This window comes from Halomonas salsilacus (assembly GCF_051216275.1).
GTDB lineage: Bacteria > Pseudomonadota > Gammaproteobacteria > Pseudomonadales > Halomonadaceae > Halomonas.
Genome location: NZ_JBPKAQ010000008.1, coordinates 165,936 through 188,241 on the forward strand (window position 1 = coordinate 165,936; position 22,306 = coordinate 188,241).

At 55.3% G+C, this 22,306-nt stretch carries 18 protein-coding genes and 1 pseudogene; 5 read left to right on the forward strand and 14 right to left on the reverse strand.

What is annotated here, in order from left to right; translation table 11 throughout:
* Positions 1 to 176 precede the first annotated feature (176 nt).
* From asnB to ACR80S_RS12910, 8 genes are all read right to left on the reverse strand, one after another.
* Positions 177 to 2,174, reverse strand: coding sequence for an asparagine synthase (glutamine-hydrolyzing) (gene asnB, locus ACR80S_RS12875; protein WP_435403396.1), 1,998 nt, complete (start codon positions 2,172 to 2,174; stop codon positions 177 to 179).
* A 178-nt stretch (positions 2,175 to 2,352) separates the two neighbouring features.
* On the reverse strand, positions 2,353 to 3,447 hold the full coding sequence (locus ACR80S_RS12880) for a glycosyltransferase (protein WP_435403397.1): 1,095 nt from the start codon (positions 3,445 to 3,447) through the stop codon (positions 2,353 to 2,355).
* Between the two features lie 20 nt (positions 3,448 to 3,467).
* Positions 3,468 to 4,571, reverse strand: a complete 1,104-nt coding sequence (locus tag ACR80S_RS12885) for a glycosyltransferase family 4 protein (protein WP_435403398.1) — start codon at positions 4,569 to 4,571, stop codon at positions 3,468 to 3,470.
* Positions 4,572 to 4,708: 137 nt separating this feature from the next.
* The gene (locus ACR80S_RS12890) at positions 4,709 to 5,911 is read right to left on the reverse strand and encodes a glycosyltransferase family 61 protein (protein WP_435403399.1); all 1,203 of its coding nucleotides are present in this window, start codon (positions 5,909 to 5,911) and stop codon (positions 4,709 to 4,711) included.
* A gap of 55 nt (positions 5,912 to 5,966) precedes the next feature.
* On the reverse strand, positions 5,967 to 6,950 hold the full coding sequence (locus ACR80S_RS12895; protein ID WP_435403400.1) for a UDP-glucuronic acid decarboxylase family protein: 984 nt from the start codon (positions 6,948 to 6,950) through the stop codon (positions 5,967 to 5,969).
* A 110-nt stretch (positions 6,951 to 7,060) separates the two neighbouring features.
* Positions 7,061 to 8,872: an ABC transporter ATP-binding protein gene (locus tag ACR80S_RS12900; protein WP_435403401.1), complete on the reverse strand. Its 1,812-nt coding sequence runs from the start codon at positions 8,870 to 8,872 to the stop codon at positions 7,061 to 7,063.
* 68 nt (positions 8,873 to 8,940) lie between these two features.
* Complete coding sequence (locus tag ACR80S_RS12905; protein WP_435403402.1) at positions 8,941 to 10,230, reverse strand: exopolysaccharide biosynthesis polyprenyl glycosylphosphotransferase; 1,290 nt, start codon at positions 10,228 to 10,230, stop codon at positions 8,941 to 8,943.
* A gap of 50 nt (positions 10,231 to 10,280) precedes the next feature.
* On the reverse strand, positions 10,281 to 12,461 hold the full coding sequence (locus tag ACR80S_RS12910; protein WP_435403403.1) for a polysaccharide biosynthesis tyrosine autokinase: 2,181 nt from the start codon (positions 12,459 to 12,461) through the stop codon (positions 10,281 to 10,283).
* Positions 12,462 to 13,099: 638 nt separating this feature from the next.
* Between ACR80S_RS12910 and ACR80S_RS12915 the strand changes: the two genes are divergently transcribed.
* Positions 13,100 to 13,594 (forward strand): GNAT family N-acetyltransferase, encoded by a 495-nt coding sequence (locus ACR80S_RS12915; protein ID WP_435403404.1) that lies wholly within the window; start codon positions 13,100 to 13,102, stop codon positions 13,592 to 13,594.
* A 63-nt stretch (positions 13,595 to 13,657) separates the two neighbouring features.
* Here ACR80S_RS12915 and ACR80S_RS12920 read toward each other — a convergent pair whose 3' ends face one another.
* From ACR80S_RS12920 to ACR80S_RS12930, 3 genes are all read right to left on the reverse strand, one after another.
* Positions 13,658 to 16,207, reverse strand: coding sequence for a putative bifunctional diguanylate cyclase/phosphodiesterase (locus ACR80S_RS12920; protein WP_435403405.1), 2,550 nt, complete (start codon positions 16,205 to 16,207; stop codon positions 13,658 to 13,660).
* 159 nt (positions 16,208 to 16,366) lie between these two features.
* Positions 16,367 to 16,777, reverse strand: coding sequence for an SLC13 family permease (locus ACR80S_RS12925; protein WP_435403406.1), 411 nt, complete (start codon positions 16,775 to 16,777; stop codon positions 16,367 to 16,369).
* Positions 16,778 to 16,836: 59 nt separating this feature from the next.
* Complete coding sequence (locus ACR80S_RS12930) at positions 16,837 to 17,034, reverse strand: hypothetical protein (protein WP_435403407.1); 198 nt, start codon at positions 17,032 to 17,034, stop codon at positions 16,837 to 16,839.
* A 356-nt stretch (positions 17,035 to 17,390) separates the two neighbouring features.
* Between ACR80S_RS12930 and ACR80S_RS12935 the strand changes: the two genes are divergently transcribed.
* The gene (locus tag ACR80S_RS12935; protein ID WP_435403408.1) at positions 17,391 to 19,391 is read left to right on the forward strand and encodes a sensor domain-containing diguanylate cyclase; all 2,001 of its coding nucleotides are present in this window, start codon (positions 17,391 to 17,393) and stop codon (positions 19,389 to 19,391) included.
* Between the two features lie 134 nt (positions 19,392 to 19,525).
* Here ACR80S_RS12935 and ACR80S_RS12940 read toward each other — a convergent pair whose 3' ends face one another.
* Positions 19,526 to 20,062 (reverse strand): hypothetical protein, encoded by a 537-nt coding sequence (locus ACR80S_RS12940; protein WP_435403409.1) that lies wholly within the window; start codon positions 20,060 to 20,062, stop codon positions 19,526 to 19,528.
* 751 nt (positions 20,063 to 20,813) lie between these two features.
* Between ACR80S_RS12940 and ACR80S_RS17195 the strand changes: the two genes are divergently transcribed.
* Entirely contained in the window at positions 20,814 to 20,900 is an 87-nt protein-coding gene (locus ACR80S_RS17195) for a small membrane protein YohP (RefSeq protein WP_463323799.1), read from the forward strand.
* Between the two features lie 98 nt (positions 20,901 to 20,998).
* Here the strand turns inward: ACR80S_RS17195 and ACR80S_RS12945 are convergent.
* Both ACR80S_RS12945 and ACR80S_RS12950 read right to left on the reverse strand, forming a co-directional pair.
* A pseudogene (locus ACR80S_RS12945) lies at positions 20,999 to 21,160 on the reverse strand (DUF4351 domain-containing protein); the annotation flags it as partial.
* Between the two features lie 12 nt (positions 21,161 to 21,172).
* Positions 21,173 to 21,433, reverse strand: a complete 261-nt coding sequence (locus tag ACR80S_RS12950) for a hypothetical protein (protein ID WP_435403410.1) — start codon at positions 21,431 to 21,433, stop codon at positions 21,173 to 21,175.
* Here ACR80S_RS12950 and ACR80S_RS12955 point away from each other — a divergent pair.
* Both ACR80S_RS12955 and ACR80S_RS12960 read left to right on the forward strand, forming a co-directional pair.
* Positions 21,432 to 21,665 (forward strand): antitoxin MazE family protein, encoded by a 234-nt coding sequence (locus ACR80S_RS12955; protein ID WP_435403411.1) that lies wholly within the window; start codon positions 21,432 to 21,434, stop codon positions 21,663 to 21,665. The two genes, ACR80S_RS12950 and ACR80S_RS12955, sit on opposite strands and share 2 nt — an antisense overlap.
* On the forward strand, positions 21,662 to 21,985 hold the full coding sequence (locus tag ACR80S_RS12960; protein ID WP_435403412.1) for a type II toxin-antitoxin system PemK/MazF family toxin: 324 nt from the start codon (positions 21,662 to 21,664) through the stop codon (positions 21,983 to 21,985). Before ACR80S_RS12955 ends, ACR80S_RS12960 begins: the two co-directional genes overlap by 4 nt.
* Positions 21,986 to 22,306: the final 321 nt, after the last annotated feature.

Below are 22,306 nucleotides of genomic sequence, written 5' to 3' on the forward strand. Positions count from 1 at the left end.
CAGGGAGGGTGCAGGCACTTGCCCCCTCATGATATTCGGATAGTATAACGTGCTGAGTTTGTTTAATGAATCAAGGAAAAAAGCTCGAAATCGAGACGACAGCCATGCGGAAATTTCACGACTCATTTGTGAGAAATAAGACATAAGAGAAACTGATTTCTACACTATATATATTCCTAAAAGCTACAATGTTTTTCTCGCCAAGCCTGCAACATCAATACATTCCATAGCCTATATGTCCAGTCTCTTTTCCCCGATAGATGCTCAGACCAGACTCGCCGGATTGGCAAAGGGTTGAGCAAATCATCGGCAGCCAATTTTTCCGGTTCGAGAAGATTCTCAGCCCACTCACGTAGCGGGCCACGGAGCCATAGCCCCATGGGTATACCAAATCCCGCTTTAGGTCGGTCAATGAGCGCCTGGGGTACTCGTTGATAAAGAAGTTTCCGCAGTGCCCATTTGCCAACACCATCACGAATCTTCATATCCATCGGTAAACGCATGGAAAGGGCTATCACTTCATGATCAAGCATAGGCAACCTTGTTTCCAAGCTGATGCCCATGGCGGCCCTGTCTACTTTACAAAGAATATCATCCGGCAGGTAACTACGCATATCCTGAACCATCATGCGAGCAATGGGGTCATCATCAAGGGAAGAAGGAAGAGGGTCATCAAGCTGTGATTTTGGTTCAACTATTCCTAACAAAAGTTCCGAAGGGGTATTCCACTCGCTAACTAGACTACAATAAAGATCGTCCATATTTCTTACATGGCGCAGCCTTTCCGCCATCCGATATACCTTATCACCGAGGGGCGAAATTTCAGAGGTCCCAGGGCGAAAATAATTGTGAAGCCTACCGAGACTGTTCAAACCAGCCACTGGAATGGTCTGGATCGTAACACCCATAAGCCTTCGCAGGGCGAAGGGAATCGGCTCAAATCGGTTCCAGACGTTAGGCCCCCAGAAATAACGGTTATAACCACCGAATAGTTCATCGCCTCCGTCTCCGGACAATGCTACAACCACATGCTGTCGTGCGGCTCGGCATATAAGATGCATTGGAATCTGCGATGAATCAGCAAATGGTTCGCCATAGAGATCTGGTAGTTCAGGAATAACATCCCGAGTCTCGTAATCTGTGACGAAAATCTCGGCATGATTAGTCCCAAGGTGACGGGCCACAGCTTTAGCATGGGGGGATTCATCAAAATCAAATTCTTCAAACCCTACAGTGAAGGTTTGCACCGGTTGCGCCGCCTGGCTTTTCATCAGCGCTACAATCAGCGAACTATCGACCCCACCAGAGAGAAAGGCACCCAAGGGAACATCGGCGAGCATCTGCCTTTCAACCGCCCTGTTAAGGGCAGCATCGAGTGATGAAAACGCTTCTTTCTCGTTATTGATAGGAGCATACACTCCACTCTCGATAGTGTCATTAAGTGACCAGTATCGACGAATGGATAAAGTCTCCAACCGCTCACCAGGCCGCAATGGTCGGTCGGGCGGTGCAGCTGGCGGGAAGCCGTCAACCTGAAGCACGCAACCTGGCTCCAGTTTAAAAATCCCAGGATGAATGCTGCGTGGTGCAGGGACATAGCAAAAGCGCAGATATTGCGCTGTGGCCGAGCGGCAGATCTGCTTTGGGAAATTCGGATGTTGCCGGAGCGCACTGAGCTCTGAGCCAAAGACAAGTGTACGCCCTGCCCATCCCCAATAAAGTGGCTTTTCACCCATCCGGTCGCGCGCTAGTAGAAGTTTCCGTTCTTGCCTATCCCACAGCGCGATCGCGAACATGCCACTTGCCCGGCAAAGCGTTTTGTCAAGCCCCCAATGCGCAATGGCGGCCAGTAGTGTTTCGGTATCTGAATGCCCGACCCAGGAGATATCAGAACATTCCACTTTCAGTTGTCGACGTAGGTCGAGGTGATTATAGATCTCGCCGTTAAAAGAAATCACTAAGCGGCCAGAAGCCGAAAGCATAGGCTGCGCGCCTGCTTCACTTAGATCCAGAATGGCGAGTCGCCGATGGCCCAAAGCCACGCCTTCACCCACCCAAATACCATCGCCATCCGGGCCACGGCGTCGCAGGCTATCGGTCATCGGCTGAATCCGTGCGCGAAGATTATCCAAATCCAAAAATTCAGAATCGAGAAAACCAGTCAGACCGCACATGGAATAGCATCCCCTGCTGGGTAGGGTATTGATAAGTAAAGTTGGCTGTAACCCGAAGTATCGACTCTCAATAGCAGTCTCGGGCAGAGCCTAGGGACCCGCATGGTTCAATCCGGTCGTTAGATACTTCCCGCCAGCACAGCCAGGCGATGTATTTCTATGAGTATCTTTGCAATCATCAGAGACCCAACAAGTGGAGGTAGGCCCGTGCAGCTTTGGCCGGGTGAAAATCTTCGGCGCGGGATTGAAGAAGCTCTTTTGGTGCGGGCTCATCAAGAGTTACCGCAATTGCGCTCGCCAGTGCTGTTGAATTCCCCACTGGCACCAGTCGTCCATAGCTGCCACTGTCTAGGATTTCACCCGGCCCTGATGGGCAATCGGTCGCGACCACGGGCGTTCCGCAGGCCATGGCTTCAACAATCACATTTCCGAAGCCCTCGTAATCCGAGGACAAAGCAAAGACATCAGCCGTCTGGTAGAAGGGGGTTGGGTCTGGATGAAAACCAACCAGGATCACGCGGTCTGCAACTCCTAACTCTCGCGCTAGAGACAGTAACTCATTGCGCCCGGAACCATCGCCCACGAACATCAGCCGTGCCTCGGGTCGATCCAGCTCGGCAAAAGCACGAAGAAGAAGGGGGTGGTTTTTCATCGCCTTCATCGTCCCGACGGTTAGGATGCGAGCACCGGGCGGCGCGCCCCATAACTCCTCAGTCCTCTTGATTACCTCTGCGCTTGGCTCAGGACGGGGGGGGACCGGATTGTGAACCACCTTAAAGGCGTCGAACGGCAAGCGAGATATGGTAGCAGCATCCTCCGCCACACCAGCAGAAACCCCCACTCGGCAGTCGGCCAGACGAAAACCTAAAGCCATGGAAGCCCGCATCATCGCCCGATGCATTCGGCCCCAATTGCGGTATTGCGATGTCAAATTGCAATGTTCTGATACCAGCACCTTACAGCGATGGCCAGACAGTCGCCCGGCGAGCGGTGCGATAACAGTCAGCGGCCACATAGCGGCGATAAGGACATCAGGGCGGCGTCGGCGCAGATAGCGAATGAGTGTGAGGGGCAGCGAACGGGCGCGGGGTGTCGCGAGATCGACAACATCAAATGACAACAGCGTTTCTGGTAACAATTCCCCCTGTGCCTGCATCAACACAAATTCAACGTCGTGACCAGCGGTCGCGAACTCATGAGCAAGGTCGATGTTGACACGCTCGGCCCCACCGCCGCAGAGATTGGGTAAGAGGATGGAGATCTTATGCGACATTTGGATAGATTCCGCTAGCCTTATGATATAAATATTCGTCTAATTTCGTTATCATGAGCTGCCTGTGAAAACATATTCCGGATGACCTGACCGTTATTCTCTACGACAGATACCGGCAACTCCATGACTTCTCGGATTTTCTGCACCCATACCTCTGGATCAAAGTTCGGAATCACGAATTGTCTGTCGACAACAGTTTCCGATAGTCCGCCGGAATCAATCACTAGCGCAATTCTGTCCGCGGCCTGGGCTTCGATAGACACTCGGCCAAAAGGCTCAGCCCATGTAGAAGGCATCAACCAAACGGCCGCCGATTCAATCATTATCTGTCTGTCCGAAGCCCAGCCCATCACCCGCACATTTTCCGGAAAACCTTCTCCAATCCCATCCGTGTGCCCATAGACCAGAAAAGTGAGATCCGGCGCACGGCGAGACAATTCGAGAATGAAAGGGAGATTTTTCTCGGAACCGCGGGTCACGAAGCCGACATTTGGCAATACATCGAGATAAGTCTGTTTCGACCGCGGCATGTCGCAAAGTTGTGGAACGATCCTGATGTTAGCCATGTCTACACCGAACCGATGTGAGATTACCCTCTTCATGAAATTGCTGTTGGTAATCACATTATCAGCTTTGCGCATCAGTCGAGCATCACTGAAGTGCCCAATCATCGCCAATTTTGCAAGGCTCAAGCGGGAACGCCAACTCACTTTCGGTGGGCGAAGGCCGAAATTCTCGTAGGCCTGAATGACCACACTGCATTTACATTTTGGAATACCGTCAATACCGTCAAGAGCTGGAACAGATGAAGTAGTCACCACAAGGTGGCCTGGCATCCCGTACTCCCGTATGAAGCATACAATCTCCTTTCGAACGAAAGAATTCCAGTGCATCACAAGCCTTACTCCCTTCCACTTGGGAGGTGGTGACGCAAACACTTCAATACCTTCCTTAGCAAAAAGAGCAACCTGCTGAGTATCGACATCGAAAGATAAAACGCGAACCTTTCTGAAAGTGGAAAGTGCTTTCAGGAAAAAAAAATTACTTAAGGTACCACCTGTCTGCCCTTTCTGGCTTTGGTGCTTTAGAAACTGAGTAACAAAAAGGATATAATCATCTTTCATACAGATGCCTTAATTTAATCCTGTGACTTACATAGCAATCCTTGAAGACAAAAATTCAAGATTAACTTTTCACACAAAAACTAAAATAGCTACAACTATTCCGTCTATAATTAGATTAAAGACAGACATAAAAAATCTCAAAAAACGGATTCAATAAAATTTAATGCATCTTTAATTTGTTTTGAAGATATTACAACATTTTCTTCAAGGCCTTTTCTCCCCTCCCCGGTTGTTTTGCATTTTATAGGAAAATAAATCATTTCCCGCTGCTTTGCTAACTCTTTAAAGCAAGGGAGCAAATGTTGCTCAGAGAGTAATTCTACAAGAACAGTACCAGGGTTACACCATACAATATTAGTCAAGCCCGCACCGTGTGGTGCAATTATAGCTTTCGCTTCACCAAACAATATTTGTTGATCTTTTACATGCATACCCTCAAGGGTAATTATTTCAAATCCGCTCCTCAGTAGTTGCTCATGAATTTCCGGCTCGTTTACAATACATCGTTTATTAGCATCAGCACGAGAAACATACAAAAATCGACTCGAAGGTTTATCACTATTTTGCCATCCAGCCATAATTCGGATAGCATTTGCTTGCCAAGCTGGTATTACTATTGGCCCTTTATCTCTAACAGGCACAGCCAAGTTTTCAACACAGAAGTAAGTATACTCCGTAAAAGGAATCACTTGGTCTGGATCTATTCCACAAATTTCTAAAATCTGTTTTTGCCACTCGACACCACAATATGACATAAGGTAACGCTGAGGCATTTCTGATGTAGCAATATTTTGTCGCAAGTACCAAATATCAGAAATTGTATCTACCCAAAAATGATAGTAATTGCAATAATCTGACACATAATTACCTAATACAGCAATATTTCCAGACACATATTCTCTATTTCGGTAATGCTTACAGAACTGCTTCCACTCCCCATGAAGCAAATAGTACGGAAGGATATGTTGAGCAGGGAGCGCATTAAGCCTATAAAAATAAAAGAAAATAATAGCAATCCGACGATAATCATTCAATGATTCGTTATTTTGTCTTATCGCTAGCATCAAAACACGGCAATTATGCAACATGCAAACACCTTGATTTTGTTTTCGGCAAGACTTCTCCCACTTAATTTTATCAATTAGTTTAGTGTGGCCATCAGGATAATCTAACGAATATAAATGGCTGAGATTAGCTTCCCCAATCCATTTAGAAGAATCATTTTTTTTCCATCCTCTCACATTTTCTGGGTCTATTTTTAATAAATCCTCAAGGTAGCGTAAAAAATTTCCAAATACTTGTCTAACATTATGTGAACTCGATATTTTGGGTATGGCCATCGACTATTCTCGTTTTTTAATTTGATGATTGAGTAATAATCGTATTCGAGCTATTTTAGCTAGACTCGCTCATCATAAAATCACACGTATTTACCTCGCCGTGGCCAAGTGCAAGTTTGGAAAAGTAGTTTATAGTCAATACCAACCCATCCTCCAGTGCCACACTAGGGTTCCATCCCAGCTTTTCCTTGGCCTGACGGAGATCAGGACGGCGTTGTCTTGGGTCATCCATGGGTAACGGATGGTAGCTTAGCTGGCTGCTGCTGCCTGTTAGCCTTATCACTTTTTCTGCCAATTCTTGCATAGAAAATTCACCATCATTACCCAAATTGACAGGGCCAACCACATTTTCTGTATTCATAAGTCGCATCAAGCCATCGACCAAGTCGTCGACATAACAAAAGCTACGTGTCTGGTGGCCGTCTCCGTAGATGGTAATCTCTTTGTCCTGCAGCGCTTGCATGATGAAATTGCTGACCACTCGTCCATCATCAGGATGCATACGTGGACCATAGGTATTGAAAATACGCGCGACTCTGATATCCATCTGGTATTGGCGATGGTAATCGAAAAAAAGCGACTCGGCACAACGCTTACCTTCATCATAGCAACTCCTTTTGCCAATGGGGTTGACCATGCCGCAATAGGATTCCGGCTGCGGGTGCACTTCCGGGTCGCCATAGACTTCACTCGTTGACGCCTGCAGAATCCTCGCCTTGGTGCGCTTTGCCAGACCCAGAAGATTGATGGATCCATGCACGTTTGTCTTGATGGTCTGCACGGGATCGAGCTGATAATGCACGGGACTTGCAGGACAGGCGAGGTTATAGATCTGATCAACCTCCACATATAACGGCAAGTTGATATCGTGTCGTATTATCTCGAATCTCGGATTTCCATAAAGATGGAGAATATTGTCCTTGCTACCCGTCGAGAAGTTGTCAACGCAGATGACATTATTCCCTTCGTTCAGCAAACTCTCGCACAGATGGGAACCAAGAAACCCAGCCCCACCGGTGACTAGTATGGTATTTATCATTTTTGCACTCTCCTGCCCTATTACTGACACGGTCACCACGATGCCGCATTAATCAAGCTTCGCCTTGCGTTGCTAATCGACATTGCACTGAGCTGCCTTCGAATTGCCCTTCAAGCATGTTGCGCCATGCGCTGAAAGGTCTTGTTACTTTTCAGTAATGATTGATAATTGCCTTGGTCCACGACCTGGCCCTTGGACATCAGATAGATGCGGTCGCACAGTCTTACCGTGGTCAGCCGGTGGGCGATAATGATGATGGTCTTCTTGCCGGTAAAGTCGTGAATGGCCTCCATGATCATTTTTTCGGTAATACCATCCAAGGCACTAGTGGCTTCGTCAAGTATCAGCACCGCCGCATCATGGTAAAGCGCCCTGGCAATGCCGATGCGTTGGCGCTGACCGCCGGAGAGCTGTATGCCCCGCTCCCCTACCCGGGTCTCCAGGCCATCGGGTAACTCGGCCAGGAGCTCATCCAGGTGTGCCAGGCTTGCGGAATGGCGTACTTTTTCATCATCGATAACATCAGGCGGCAAGCCGAAGCCGATGTTCTCGCGTATGCTGCTGTCCGCAAGAAAGATCGACTGTGGCACGAAGCCCAGAGTGTTCTGCCAGGCACGCCGGTTCGCGTCTGTCACGGGCTGATCATCGACCATCAGCTGCCCCTGGCCTGGCTCAATCAGCCCCAGCAAGAGATCAATAGTGGTCGATTTGCCGGACCCGGAAGCGCCGACCAGACCGACAATCTGATTGACCGGAATCTCCAGATCCACCCCCCTCAGCGCCGGCTCCTGCTTGCCGGGATAGGTGAAGGTCACCTTCTCGAGACGGATGGAATGGCGCGGCCCCCAAGTACCTTCCTGCAGATCAGGCGTCAGGTGATGACATAGGGTGCGCTGGTCCAGGGCACTGGCTCGTAGGTCTTCCCGCAAGGCATCAAACGCCGCCAGGTTGCCGCGAATCTGCGAGATGCTGGTGTAGACCTGCTGGAAAGCCGGTAGCAACTTGAAGCCTGCCAAGGCATAAACGGATAACACCGGCAAGATGGTGCCCAAATTACCCTGGTGGGCAGCCAGTAGGTAGAGAATCAGAAGAATCACGCTACTGAACGCCACCAGTTCCATGGCATAGCGTGGTGCCTGGCTCATCGCCAGAGTCGTGCCCTGGGCTTCGGCGAAGCGTTCGCAAGCCTCATCGAAACGGTCGGTGAACACCTGCTGGCGACTCAGTAGCAAAGCATCCTTGATTCCGCCAAAGCCTTCCGCCATCAACTTATAGCGCAACTGATGTGCCTCAGAAATGCTTTTTCCATTGCGAGTCAATCGCCGACGCACTGTGCGATAGAGCAGGATGTAAGCCAGGGAAAATATCGCTAGCCCCGCCAGCGCTACCACTGGGTTGTAGATAAAGATCGCCACCGACATGAGAAGCGCCAACACAAGCTTGGCATTCATCTGCATCATTGGGTATATAATATCGTTAGTGATGCGCTGACACTCTTGTGCTATCTGATTAGTCAGTTGGCTGCTGCTACTACTGGCATGGAACAGCCACGGCTGATGCATGTAGTGGCGATAGAGCCGACTGGCGAGCTCAGCCCCGACGCGCGCTCCATACATGGAGAGCCTCCAGATAGTATACATGGAGACTAGGGCTGCTCCGGTGAGCACCGCCAGCACACCGATCCCCAGCCAGAAAAGGAAGGCGCGTGGGGTCTCGACGCCGCTTGCACGATAAAGCGCCGCCATCATCCCCTCGCCCTGCAGCTGGCTCATGTCGCCCACCAAGGCCATAAAAGGTGCGATGGAGACTACGCTAGCGATCTCGGCTAGGGACATCAGCACCACCAGAACCTGCAAAAACAGCAATTTCTTGCGCTGCTCGGCGGTGAGTAGAGAGTAGAGTTCTTTGAGCTGAGAGAGCATATAGAACCGATAAACAAGGCCGATGAAAAGGGCCGATGAAAAGGGGCCGATGAAAAGGGGCCGATGGCCTAACGACTGCCGAAGCCGGTAAGCACGGTGCGGATGGTGCGCAGTAAAATCAGCAGGTCGAGCCAGATCGAAATATTTTTTATATAGTAGAAATCGTATTCCAGCTTGAGGTTCATGCCGGCCACTTCGGCGGCGTAGCCCTGCTCCACTTGTGCCCAGCCTGAGATGCCGGGTCGCACCACATGACGATAGTGGAAGAACGGCACGTCCTTCTGGTACCAGTTGGCCAGCTCCATGGATTCCGGACGTGGACCGATCAGGCTCATATCCCCCTTCAGCACGTTATAAAGCTGGGGCAGTTCATCGATACGATACTTGCGGATAAACTTGCCCACCCGAGTAATACGTGGATCCTTTCTATCCTCGGTGTAGCCACTACCCTGACGCTCGGTGAACATGCTGCGAAACTTGTAGACGGTGAACGGGCGACACTGGAAACCCATGCGCTGCTGGGTGAAGAGCACGGGGCTCCCGCTATCCAGGAGAATAGCGATGGCGGTTACAGCCATCAGCGGCAAAGTGAGAGGCAGCGTTGCCAGAACGATGAGCAGGTCCAGATACCGCTTGAACACCTCGTACCCCTCATCCGGGCGCAGGCTGCCATAGCGATTCTCGTAGAGGTGACCAAGTTGCACTCGTCCGGTTAGCCATTCATACGTGGTGGTGGAGTGATAGACGGGAATTCTGCGAAGGGTGCAGTCGGCCAGGAAGCGCTCCCACTCGGGAGGGAGGTCATCGTACAAGTCGGCAACGACGCCATCCACCTCGACACCCTCTAGCGCAGGCGTTCCGAGCCTATACCATTCGACACGTTGATTTTGACACAGGCTGGGCGCCTTGCCGAAGGGCACGACAGCGAGCTTGAGCACTCGGTAGTGTCGCCCGATCCAGTAACCGATGGATCCGTACAGCATCGTGAGGAAGTAACCGGCGAGGTAAAGCTCGTTGAGCATCCTGGTTTCCGATACCGTCACAACTACTACATAAGGAATCGCGAAACATACCGAGGCTACCGGGATGCTGAGCAGATAGGCACAGACTCCGGGTAATCGACTCATTCGCTGCACGGTAGTGATCGACCACCAGTAGGCCAAGGCAGTGAGCAGGAAGGTTAACCATTGGGTCGGACCGGCGGTCTCCCAGAAGTGGCTACCCTGGCTGACTAACGTAGGCAATAGAACGGTAAAGGCCAAGCCCATCCACAGTTGTAACTTGCCATTGTGAAGCATCCTTTTGACAAAACGTGATTGCCTTCCTTGGCCTTGGGAGATAATGGTAACAGTGGCCATGATATTTTCTATCCGCTGGTGGGAAACAACCTGCTGCTGGCAATGACGTTCTATTTATAAGCGTATGTGTAATAACTATATTTTGTGGACATCTTCCGGCGCATCGCATTGAGAACGGCACCCTTGAGAAAGATGCCGCTGTTTTCCAGTTTCTTGACCGTCGCCTCTATCTCACCTGGCGGGGTCACCCCGAAACGGGCCACGAGCAGGCTGGTGCCGACCTGCTTGCCGATGATGGCAGCATCGGTCACTGCCAACACCGGCGGGGTATCGATGATCACCAGCTCATAGCGCGACGATACGTCGGCGAGCAGCTGCGATAAGCTCGCCTGCATCAACAGCTCGGAAGGCTTGGTCGGGGAGGTGCCACGGGCGATGTAGTCCAACCCCTGCACCCCTGTGCTGCGGATTGCCACTTCCAATGTCAGCTTGCCACTGAGGAGTTCGGCGAGCCCCTCTTCGCTGCCACCTTGAAATGCATGGTGAATTTGGCCCTTGCGCATGTCCCCGTCGATCACCAGTACCTTCTGGCCAGCCTCGGCACAGACAGCGGCCAGGTTAGCGCTGATGAAGCTCTTGCCGGCCCCGGACGAGGAACTCGTTATCAGGAGCCGATTGTCACCGGACTCCAGCATGGCGAAGTGCAGGCTTGTTCTCAGGCTACGCAGTGCCTCGATGGAGAGATCGGCCGGACTTCGCAGCGCCAGCAGGTCGCGCAGACCGGCACGCTTGCGGCGATGTCGCCCGGCCTTGCCCCCTCCGGAGTGCTTTATCTGGTCCGCGGAGAGGGGGACGGTGGCATACACGGGGAGGCCGTGTTCCTCGAGCTGCATGGGCAGTTCGATACCACGATTGAGCAGGTAACGGATCATGACAATGGCGATGGCAGCGATCAGGCCCAAGAGCAGACTGACCAGCATGATTCGATCCGAACGCGGATAGATGGGCCAAGGCTGGACCACGGCCGTGTCGAGTATCCTGACATTGCCGATGGTGCCGGCCTGGACCAGACGCATTTCCTGCTGCTTGTTGAGCAGTTGGATATAGATCTCTTGATTGACGCGCGCCGCTCGCTCAAGACTGAGGATTTCCTGCTGGGTCTCGGGCAGGTCCATGATGCGCCTTTCCAGTTCCGCCTTGTTAACCTGCAGTTGCTGACGTTTGGTCATCAGCGCCTGGTAAGTGGGGTGGCTGCTGGTGAAGCGTCGCTCAAGCTCGACCCGCTGGAATTCGATATCCGACAACTGGTTCTCGTACATAACCAACTGGTTCAGCATGGTTTCGGTCTGGAAGTCCAGATCGACGGAATCATGTTGTGCGCGATAGTTGTTCAAGTTGGTTTCGGAAGCAGAGAGACTATCGCCAACCTGGGGAATCTGCTCCTCGAGAAACTCAAGCTGGCGGTCTGCCTCAGCGGACTGCCGCTCGATATTCTGGGCCAGGAAAACCTGCATGATAGTGTTGAGCGTGCTCTCGATACGGGCCCTGTCCTGACCGATCAGCCTAAGATTCACCAACCACTCTCCCTGGGCCTGGTGGCTGCTCAAATTCGACTGGAGAGCATTGATCGCACTCAGCCGAGTGCTCCGGTAGAGTAGGAACTCGGCGCCGGCATGCGCCTCGAGTCGCTGCACAAATAGCCGATACCCCTCGTCGCTGTGCACCGTTTGGCCGGCCTGACCGGTCAGCAGAACTCGTTCCCCCTGCAACAAGGCGTAACCGCCATCACCGGATGAACGTAATGTATAGAGGCCTGGATCCGCCCCATCAGGCACCTCGAAGCGCGACACATCAGCAAACTCGTTGGCCCATACATAGGGTCTGTCACGCATCAACGACGGCACGGACACACCCCGGTTGACCAGGAAGTTACCGAAGACGGGCAAGCGCTTGGGTATGACACGAATAGTCAGGTTTTCTCGGTCGACGGCCTCACCCAACACCATCCTGGATTGCAGGATGCCAATCTCCGTCAGGGTGCGATTCTTCTCGACGCTGACATGGCCCGACATCCCGGGCAGGTTGATCAGCGAGCCGTTCGCGCTTTCCACCTGAACGAGGGAATCGGCACTATAGATACGTGGCTGCGAGCCGGCATACAGGTATCCACCGATGCCAAACAGCAACATAAACGATATAATCAGCCACTTATGATCAACCAACCAGCCGAAGAAGTGACCAAGGTCGATATCCGGCACAGCGGAGGGTGGCGAGACGCGCTTTTCTGTCACGGAGCGTCCTTCGGTGGACGTTGATGTACCTTGGCCAAAAAATACCGAGATGGACTGCCAAGGGATTACTATAAGTAGAAGGGATTACTATTAGTATAAGGGACTACTATAAGGAGCCACTAGCTAAAAGGGGCTACTTAGGTAATACAACTTGGGTGACACAACGAGACTCAGACCACGCTACCGCCCCGGGGTATCACCGCACGTCCCCAAAGCCAAACTTAGCTCGCACCGCGCGAGTAATAGTCATGTTAGTAACTTTGTGTAAAAAAAACAGGCTCCTCAAGAGTGAAGCTGATCATGCCTAAGTGATGAGAATACTGGCACTAGAAGTCTTACTGGTTAAGTTCCTATAGGTAGTCTCATGACCATGGGCAACACCTGGCCCATCCTGAAGTGGTCCCCGAATTACGCTCTGATCATGAGCAAGAAACGTCGACAGTACAGCAGGAAACCAGCCGGCGTAGCTTCCACAAGCGCCATGTGGTCACCCACCTGCGCGGCTGCAGCGCCGAATGGCTCTACAACCACCGCTACTGCGACCGGGGCGAGAGATTTCTATCACCCCCCGAGGGCAAATAAAATAGAATATCGAACGATCGAGGACGCCCTCATCTTGGCTGCATCACAACGGCAACATGGAAAACTATAACTATGGGATGCATCTCACCATGATGGCTCATGAACTGGCTGCAATATTGCGGGAAGAACATCTTCGTCCGGATGGCGATTTCTTCCATGGCGTCGACGTGGAAGCCTATGCAGAAAAACTGCTGCGAGAGTCGGAGCTGATTGTGCATTATCGAGAAGGCAAGGCTCTCGGGATCGCCGCATTCTACTGCAATGATGTCGAAACGTTGTGCGCATTTCTGTCGCTACTGTGGGTGTCGCCGGAGGCGCGAGGTTCGGGTATTGCGCGTGAATTACTCGACGGAATCATCAGTGTCATGGAGGTTAAGCGATTCCGCTATCTCAAACTGGAAGTGCTAGCTAATAATCATCGTGCGATCAATTTTTATCGCCGACAGGGTTTCGAGGAGATTGATAGCAAGACGGGCAATCTGATCATGGGTTTGGTGTTGCCTCGACGCCAGCCCCCCCTTGTTCACATCCCGAACGGTGAACGGGCTTGAAGGTGACTAACCTTAACCCCCAGAAACCAAAAGGCGAGTAGAAACCACAAGGCGAGAGCGGCGTCATGTCGTGTGGGGCAGCGTGTCAGGAAGCGCCTGGAGGTCCGCCAACGGCATTGGTTTGGCAAACAGGTAACCCTGAAGCAGGTCACAGCTGCGACGGATCAAGTCCTGCTGCTGCGCCCGCTCCTCGACCCCCTCGGCGATCACCTGCAGGTCCAGGTGGTGAGCCATGGTGATGATGCCCTGGACGATGGCGGCGGTGCTGCGGTTGGTGAGGATATCCTGGATGAAGGCGCGGTCCAGCTTGATCTTGTGAATCGGCAGGTCGCGCAGATAGCTCAGGCTGGAGAACCCGGTACCGAAGTCGTCCAGGGCGACCCGGATGCCCATCGCCTTGAGCTGGTGGATCAGCTCAATGGCCTGGCCGGCGCCGTCCAGCAGCACGCTCTCGGTCACCTCCAGTTCTAGAAACTCTGCAGGCAGACCAGACGCGTCCAGGGCATGCTGAACCTCCTCCAGGAAGCCCTTGCGGCGGAACTGCAGCGAGGAGATATTCACCGCCACCGGCACCGCCGGCCCGCCTGAAGCCCGCAACGCGGCGCCATCCCGGCACGCCCGTCTCAACACCCAGCGCCCGAGCGGAATGATCTGCCCGGTCTGCTCGGCAAGGGGAATGAACACCCCGGGCGAGATCATGCCCTTATCCGGGTGATGCCAACGGGCCAGTGCTTCCAGGCCACGAATGCGCCCGCTGATCGCCTCCACGATGGGCTGGTAGTGCAGCTCGAACTGTTCGCCGAGCAGCGCCGCGTGGAGGTCATGGCGGAGCAGCACGCTGTCCTCGGTCGTGGACTGGGCGTTGCCCCGGTACCAGTGCCAGGTGTTGCGCCCCTGCTGCTTGGCCTCGGTCATGGCCAGGTCGGCGCGCTGCAGAAGCTCGCGGGCCTGCACGGTAGTATCGCCGTTGCAGGCGACGCCGATGCTGGCACTGATATGCAGTGGCTTGCCCTCGATCTGAAAGGGGGTGCTCAACGCCTCCAGGAGGCATTCGGCCACCGCCACGCCGGCCTGCTGACTCTCCAGGCGGGGAAGCAACAGCGCGAACTCGTCACCGGTCAGGCGAGCCAGGCTGTCGCCCGGTTGAGCCAACTGCTGCAGACGCTCGGCGACCGCCGTCAGTAGCCGGTTACCGACGTGGTGACCCAGCCCGTCATTGACGGCCTTGAAGCCGTCGAGGTCCAGATGCATGACCACGAGCAGCCCGTGGGACTGATGGACCTGGGCAAAGGCGGCCTCCAGGCGCTCATCGAATGCCGCGCGATTGGGCAGGCCGGTCAGCAGATCATGCGTTGCCTGGTAGGCGAGTTGTGCTTCCTGCTTGTGCTGCTGGGTGACGTCCTGCTGGATGCCGATGTAGTGGGTGCAGAACCCCTGCTCATCGAAGACCGGACTGAGCGAAAGGTGGTTCACGAAAGACGTGCCGTCCTTGCGGTAGTTGAGCAAGGTGGCCTCCAGGCGCTGCCGGGCGGCAATGGCCTGGCGTATCGTCGCGACCACATTCGCATCGGTATCCGGCCCTTGCAGGAAGCGGCAATTACGGCCCAGCACCTCCTCCGGGCCGTATCCGGTCAACACATAGAAAGCGTCGTTGGCATAGACCAGCGGCATATCAGGCCGCGTGGCATCTGCCATGATCACCCCGTTGGGCGTGGCCTCGATGCCCCGTTCGAGCAGATGCCGTGCAGCCTCCTGGCGCTTGCGCTCGGTGATGTCATGACAGATGCCATAGACCCCCACGACCTCACCGTCGAGGGTCACCGGGAAGTTGATGACTTCCAGGTGATAGGCGTGACCATTGCGATGGGTGCCCATGGTCTCATATTGGCGTGAGCTCCCCTGCCTGGCGGCATCGAAGCCGGCCTGGGTGACCGCCCAGTAGTCGGCCTCGACAAACTCATTGAAGTGGTGACCGATCAGCGCGTCTTCCGGATAGCCCGTGATGTGGCTAAGCGCCGCGTTGCCGCGCTGGAAGCGCCCCTCCAGGTCGAACTCGTAGACCCCATCCGGATGGTTCACGAACAGCGAATGATGCCACTCGGAGAGGGTACGGTGGCTCGTCGCGTCTCGGTCGCGGATAAGGGCCAGGGCCACCAGGGCCGCGGCCTGGCGCAGGCGCCGCTTGCTGGTGCCAGAGGGGGTGCTGGGTACTCGATAGTAGGTACCGAAGGTGCCGAGCAGTTCCCCTGCGGTTGTCATCACCGGGCTTGACCAGCAGGCGCGCAATCCTTCGGTCTGCGCCGCCTGGCAGAACGCTGACCAGCGCGGATCAGAGGAAATGTCCTCGGACACCACCAGCTCACGCTGATAGGCAGCACAGCCGAAGGAAGCCGCGTCAGGGCCGATCGGAATCTTTTGCAGCAGCGCCTGGTAGGCCTCGGATAGCACGGGATTCGGATAGAGGCTCAGTGTCTGATCTGCCGGATCGAAGCGCATGAAGGCGACGATGGCGTCGGGCAGCAGGACCGAAATCCAACGGGCAACGGCATTCAGCGTTTGGCCAAGAGGGGCCTGCTGAGCGATCAGCTCATGTACCTCCTGCTGTGTTTCCATGAGCCTGAGTTCGTTGAGCACCCTCGGGCCTCCCTGCACGAAGTCGTGACGATTCATTCCCTTTCAGACCGGGATAGTGGGCGACCAGCGTGTGATGGGCAAGGCCTGAGGTATCCGTTGATCGACATGCCGGCTGAAGGTGAATAAAAAAACCGCCCCCTACTGCGATCCGATTCGTTCGAAATCGTCAGTCGAGGCGGCGCCAGGGTGCCGAACACGATGGCGTTTGGCGGTGTGCCGACCGGCAACATGAAGGCGCAGGTCGCGGCGAAGGCTGCCGGGATGAGCAGCGTCATTGGGTCGGCACCGATACCGACCGCCACCCCCCCGAGCACGGGTATGAAGGTCGCAGCCCACCAGGATGAAGGTGAAGGCCAGTGGAACGCCGAGCATCATCCATTCGAGAAAGCCGATGGTACGGCCCAGCTCATCGGCGGCATAGCCGGCGACGATGGCGTTAGGTGGGCTACCGAGCAGAGTGCCGAGGCCGCCCATGCTGGCCGACCAAGCGATGGCGAGGAGCAGGCAGATACCGAACCGCTTGATGTTATCGTCGAAAATGAAGTCCACGTGACCGGCCCGGTGGTGGTCGTGCGCGGGGCCTGCGGGGTCGTGGCCGGGGGTGGCCGTTACCGTGGACTCGCCGCTGCGACCCAACGCGCATCCGAGGACAGCCCCTCGGCCTGGCCCATGGCAAGCCACACCAGCAGCGCCATGATTAACCCCAGGGCGCGCAGGCCCCAGATCAGCCTGGCGGATCGCCCGCTGGGCCCTTGTTCGCCGGCAAAGTCTTCGTATTCTCCTTGTTGGCGAGGTTGTTCGGCCATTTCGAGGTCCTCCCCCACTGTTTGTATGCGTGACATCTTATATGCGTGACATCAGCAGCCGATGGACATAAGCGGACGGCCAACTCCGACGTCTTCTCATCCCCCTTCAGGGCGGCGGGGACCACTTCACTATAGCGTGGGTCAGGTAGTGGGTAACTGCCGCGTGATGAGCAAAACCGGCAGTGTCCGTTGATTGCCATGCCCGCGGTTGTAGATGACGACGGCAGGGCATCTGGCTGATACTGCCCCGCGGCCTGCGCTCGTCCTGGCCGCTTGCTGCCTCGCCTACCCCACTGGCGACGCGGCATGTAGCGCCAACGTCCTGTCCGTTCTTGAATCTCTGTGAGGCTCCGCCGTTGACGCTGACATCGCTCTGGGCTCGCCTGGTGGCGGCCACCCTCGTCCCTATAGTGCTGGTAACAGCACTGCTCTATCCGATCTTCACGGCTCAGCTGGAGGATCGGATCGTCAGCACCCGCGTTACCGCCGAGGCCCTGCTGGAGGCCGAGTACGAGGGACTGCTCCAGGACATGAATGAAAGCCTCAACCAGGTGCTGGCAACGGCAGAGTTCCCGCTCCTGCGCAGTTATATGGCAAGCCTTGATCCCGCGCACTCCCCCGCTCGGAGCATGGTGTTGCAGCGCGACCACGCGCAGCTGGATGCGCTCTTCAACACACTGCTGACGCATTTCGAGCGCTATACGCGCCTGGCGCTGATCGATGTACAGGGGCGTGAGCGACTCTCCGTCACCACGGCCTCCATGCTGCCCCTCCCCACGGTGGGCGATTACACCGCCACGCCGCTCTTCCAGGAGGCGATGGCACTTCAGCACCGCGACCTTTACGTATCGCCGCCGCGCCTGGGAGTAACCGGTGGTGGCGAGGCCGACGTCACCCCCGTCATCGACATCGCCACACCGGTGTTTGACCCCAGCGGCCGACGGCTTGGCGTAATGCTGTTCACCCTGGATTGGTCGCGCATCACGGCCAACCTCTCGGTCGCTCGCGAGGATGGCGCCACGCACATCCTGCTGGCGGATGCCCAGGGCACCTGGCTGCTACCCGATGATCATGCAGGAACGATGCCGTTTGGGGGTGCCCTGGCCACCCTGTGGCCCGCGGCTTCACAAGCCTTGGCATCGCGCCCCTGGGGTAATGCAGTGCTTGATAAAAATCTCTTCTGGTTTCGCACCCACGATATCCGCACCCACCACTACCAGAGCCAGGCCGGCATGATCGTCAGCGAGCCGGAGACGCAGCCATGGCGTCTCGGCATCATGAAGCCCAAGCCCACGCTGTCGGGCTTGCTGATGGAAAGCCCCGGACAGCTCCTGGCCATTGCCCTGGTCTACCTCCTGTCGACCGCCTTTGGCCTCTTCTGGGTGCTCAGCCATCACCGTCAACGCGCACTGCGTCAACGCGCCCTGCTGTTCTCCCGGGAAGCACGCCAGTCCGCCAACGAGGTCCAGGATCTCTACGAGAACGCCCCCTGTGGCTATCACTCGCTGGATGGCGAGGGGCGAGTCGTCAAGATCAATCGCACCGAGCTTGACTGGCTGGGCTATCGCGCTGACGAGATCATCGGCAAGCGCGACTACCGGGACTTCATCACGCCAGAGACCCGCGATGCCTTCGACGCCGCCTTCCAGCAGGTGGTGGGCCCGGCTCAGGAAGGAGGGGCCGAGTGCGAGCTGCTGTGTCGCGATGGCACCACCCTGCCGGTGGCGATTCAGGCCACCGCCCAGGTCACCGACAGTGGCTTTCAGTACTCCCGCGCCACGGTCTTCGACCTGAGCGTGCGCAAACAGCTGGAGGAACGCCTGGCAAAGCAGGCCATGACCGATCCGCTGACCGGACTGGGTAACCGGCGCTACCTGGAAGACCAGGCCGCGCGGGAGATTGCCCGTGCACAGCGCAGCGGGGCTCCTCTCAGCCTGATCGTCGTCGACCTGGACCACTTCAAGCGCGTCAACGACACCCATGGCCATGACGTGGGGGACTTGGTCCTGCAGGCCTTTGCCAGCACGGCACGCCCGCAGCTTCGTGATGGAGACGTGCTGTGCCGCATGGGCGGAGAGGAGTTTGCCGTGCTGCTGCCCGACACGACCCGCGAGCAGGCCATGCAGGTGGCGGAGCGTCTTCGTCAGGCAATCGAGGAGTCGCCCGCTGAGGTTGGAGTCGAGGGGATCGAAGGAGGGCGACTAGCCTACTCCGCCTCGCTGGGTGTGACCCTCGTCAGCGCTGGCGAGCGCTCACTGAAGCCTGCCATCAAGCGCGCCGACCAAGGGCTTTACGCGGCCAAGGAAGCAGGGCGCAACCGAACGCACTGGCAGGCAGGCCAGGGGGAAGGGGCGTGATCAGGCATACCGAACAAAAAAAAACCCCGGCGAGTTGCAAGGGCCAGGGGGCGTCAATTCGGTCGAGAGCGGGTTGAGGGTAACAACATTGCCGCCGACCGCTTAGGGCCACGCCAAAAGTTCTTATGACAGGCTCAAGATTCGTCGTTGTCCTCATCGATCGTCGGGTCGTTGACCGGGTCAGATTGCTGGCTCGGGCTCGTCATCGGTTCGGTCTTTTCCCCGAAGCCGGACTCATCGGCCGATGCGCCGCCTTGAGACGCCTGATCGTCCGTTTCTGTCGGGTCGTTGACCGGGTCAGATTGTTGACTCGGGCTCGTCATCGGTTCGGTGTCGTCTCCGTAGCCAGACTCATCGGCCGATGCGCCGCCTTGAGACGCCTGATCGTCCGTCGCCGTCGGGTCGTTGATCGGGTCAGTCCGTTGGCTTGGGGTCGTCTTCGGTTCGGTGTCGTCTCCGAAGCCGGACTCATCGGCCGATGCGGTCGAACCGGAGGCAGGATACTGGGCTCCCTGACCTTGCGAGTCCTGATCAAGGTTATATTCCTGGGCGCCTTCCTGGGTCATCTGCTGCTGTTCATCCAGTTGTGCATCTTCATCCTGGGCAAGAAGACCCTGGGAAAGCCCGATGCTCAGGGCGCCAACTGCGATTGCAATCGCTGTCTTTTTCATTCTATTTTCCTTCTTATCGGGTTGTCTTGGCATGGAATTTGTCGGGGGTCGAATGCTATGCGCTGGCTGCCATGCATCTCGATGACAAAGGTGCCTTACCCTCACGGGCAGGGTGATAAATCCTGTTTCAGCACGTCCCTTTCCAAACACCTAGTGAGCTTAGGAGGCATGTATAGAGTTTTCTGTGCACCATCGAACATAGCCTGGATATTAAACGACAGAGCACCATCCACTCTATTAGGAAGTCCGTATTCACTAGCTGGTGCCCTGTTGGCGTAATGACTCCCACGCTGGCCGAGGTGACCTTTCAACCGGTGCCCCATCGGCCCAACTGCAGCACTATGCTGGCTATGTCCATTCACAACCTCCTGGTGCTCCACCGCCACATCACCAGCACCCCTTGTAACTTATTGCCTTCGCTACTATTTTTCTTCATTATCTTGTTCGTGAATAGGGAACCAAGTTGCCACAATCAAGCACGCCTCGAAGTCTTCATCGCGGACACACATGAAAAAATAAGTGTGTTCAGCGCAGTTCCGGCTTGCCATTCACGTGAAAAAGCGGCTAGGGTTCTTCCTGCAGCCCCCACGCCTTTAGAATCGTTAAGTGCAGCAAAGTAAAAGCAAAAACCATAAATGTATAAATGTAATAGCCAAGTAAACCTTTGCAGAATAATGTAACAGTTGGACGTTTACTTACATATTATCAGATCACTGAAACAATGCGGATCAGCTGATACACGGAGGTAGTTATGTTGAAATTCCTCGCCAGTACTGCGGGCATCATCTTTCTCATTGGGCTGATCGTCGTTATCGGCATCCTGATGCTGATTTTCTAGAGCGGATTCATTGGTGCCGCAGGCGCCCGGAGAACCGCCCGGAGAACAGAGAACAGAGAACAAGGAAAGGCCCCTGGTTCCCTGGGAGGCGTTACGTCCTATTCCTCGCCGAAGACATCAGTCAGCGACTGGGCTTCCAGCAGGTTCTCAGCCCAGCGCTCCAGCTCATCGGTAGTCGCCTGCTGCAGCCGCTCATCGGTATCAGCATCGAGCGCGCCGAATCGGCGCACCAGCTGCTTGCGTAGCAGAGTCTGCTCGCCTTCCTGTCGCCCCTATTGTCGCCCTTCTTGTCGGCCTTTCTGCATGCCCTGCTGTATGCCTTCTGAACGCAATCGCTCAGCTAACCCAGTCATCGCGGTGCTCTCCTTGGGATACCGGGATTTGTATTGACGCCGCTTCGCGTCACTCAACCCCGTATAAATATCGACAAAATCTATATATTTGATATGCTTATCGATATTCGTTTCCAGCGTCAGCAGCCCCTCGATCGCCTTGGCGTAGATCGCGATCTTCTGCTCCGAGGTGATCATCATGGTGGCTACCAATGTGAATACGCGGGTGAAGAAACACCGAGCCGCCTTGCGAGCTGCCGGCCTGCGCCCAATCCAGATTTGGGTTCCGGATACCCGGCTTCCTGGTTTTGCCGAGGAGGTTCGTCGGCAATGCGCGATCGTGGCGGCTGCAGACGCAGGAGATCACGACCTGCAAGACTTCATGGAGGCGGCGCTGCTGGATATTGATCTAGGTGTTGAGGGAGAGGCATGAGGCGCGGTGATCTTGTGACCATTGCCCTATCGGGTGATTTTGGGAAGTCGCGTCCGGCCCTTGTCATCCAGTCAGACCCGTTTGTTGGAACAGCCACCGTCACGGTGCTGCTGCTAACCAGCACGTTGGTCGACGCGCCATTGATCCGCTTGGATGTGGAGCCTGCTCCCGAGAATGGCCTGCGGCGACGGTCGCAGGTCATGGTGGATAAACCTATGACAGTGAAGCGGCAGAGCATTGGAGAAGCGTTCGGCCACCTTGATGACGGAGCAATGGTCGCTGTTAACCGAGCACTGGCTGTATTCCTTGGCTTTTCCTGAAGGCCAGGCCTGGATTGGTCTAGAGAACCGTACCGACTTGCTCGAAAGCTCCTGGATTGTAAACGGTCCTTGGCCCTCGGCCCTCGGCCCTTGGCCCTTGGCCCTTGGCCCTCGGCCCTAAATTTCCGAACTCCAGAAACGAAAAAAGCCTCCGAAGAGGCTTTTTTCATCGTTCTGTGACCGGCGCTGTCTTGTCTATCACCGACGGTATCGCCGTAAGCGCTCCACGAACCCCATCTTCTGGAGCTGAGTAGCGTCGGGCAGACTGGTGTCCTCTGATGCATAGGAGGACGCCATGAACGAACTGACCTCGACGCAAGC

What these genes read in the sequence shown, in the direction of transcription:
- asnB (WP_435403396.1), bottom strand. Translation starts at nt 2,174, where the DNA reads ATGTGCGGTCTGACTGGTTTTCTCGATTCTGAATTTTTGGATTTGGAT.
- ACR80S_RS12880 (WP_435403397.1), bottom strand. Translation starts at nt 3,447, where the DNA reads ATGTCGCATAAGATCTCCATCCTCTTACCCAATCTCTGCGGCGGTGGG.
- ACR80S_RS12885 (WP_435403398.1), bottom strand. Translation starts at nt 4,571, where the DNA reads ATGAAAGATGATTATATCCTTTTTGTTACTCAGTTTCTAAAGCACCAA.
- ACR80S_RS12890 (WP_435403399.1), bottom strand. Translation starts at nt 5,911, where the DNA reads ATGGCCATACCCAAAATATCGAGTTCACATAATGTTAGACAAGTATTT.
- ACR80S_RS12895 (WP_435403400.1), bottom strand. Translation starts at nt 6,950, where the DNA reads ATGATAAATACCATACTAGTCACCGGTGGGGCTGGGTTTCTTGGTTCC.
- ACR80S_RS12900 (WP_435403401.1), bottom strand. Translation starts at nt 8,872, where the DNA reads ATGCTCTCTCAGCTCAAAGAACTCTACTCTCTACTCACCGCCGAGCAG.
- ACR80S_RS12905 (WP_435403402.1), bottom strand. Translation starts at nt 10,230, where the DNA reads ATGGCCACTGTTACCATTATCTCCCAAGGCCAAGGAAGGCAATCACGT.
- ACR80S_RS12915 (WP_435403404.1), top strand. Translation starts at nt 13,100, where the DNA reads ATGGAAAACTATAACTATGGGATGCATCTCACCATGATGGCTCATGAA.
- ACR80S_RS12920 (WP_435403405.1), bottom strand. Translation starts at nt 16,207, where the DNA reads ATGGAAACACAGCAGGAGGTACATGAGCTGATCGCTCAGCAGGCCCCT.
- ACR80S_RS12930 (WP_435403407.1), bottom strand. Translation starts at nt 17,034, where the DNA reads ATGGCCGAACAACCTCGCCAACAAGGAGAATACGAAGACTTTGCCGGC.
- ACR80S_RS12940 (WP_435403409.1), bottom strand. Translation starts at nt 20,062, where the DNA reads ATGAAAAAGACAGCGATTGCAATCGCAGTTGGCGCCCTGAGCATCGGG.
- ACR80S_RS17195 (WP_463323799.1), top strand. Translation starts at nt 20,814, where the DNA reads ATGTTGAAATTCCTCGCCAGTACTGCGGGCATCATCTTTCTCATTGGG.
- ACR80S_RS12955 (WP_435403411.1), top strand. Translation starts at nt 21,432, where the DNA reads ATGGTGGCTACCAATGTGAATACGCGGGTGAAGAAACACCGAGCCGCC.
- ACR80S_RS12950 (WP_435403410.1), bottom strand. Translation starts at nt 21,433, where the DNA reads ATGATGATCACCTCGGAGCAGAAGATCGCGATCTACGCCAAGGCGATC.
- ACR80S_RS12960 (WP_435403412.1), top strand. Translation starts at nt 21,662, where the DNA reads ATGAGGCGCGGTGATCTTGTGACCATTGCCCTATCGGGTGATTTTGGG.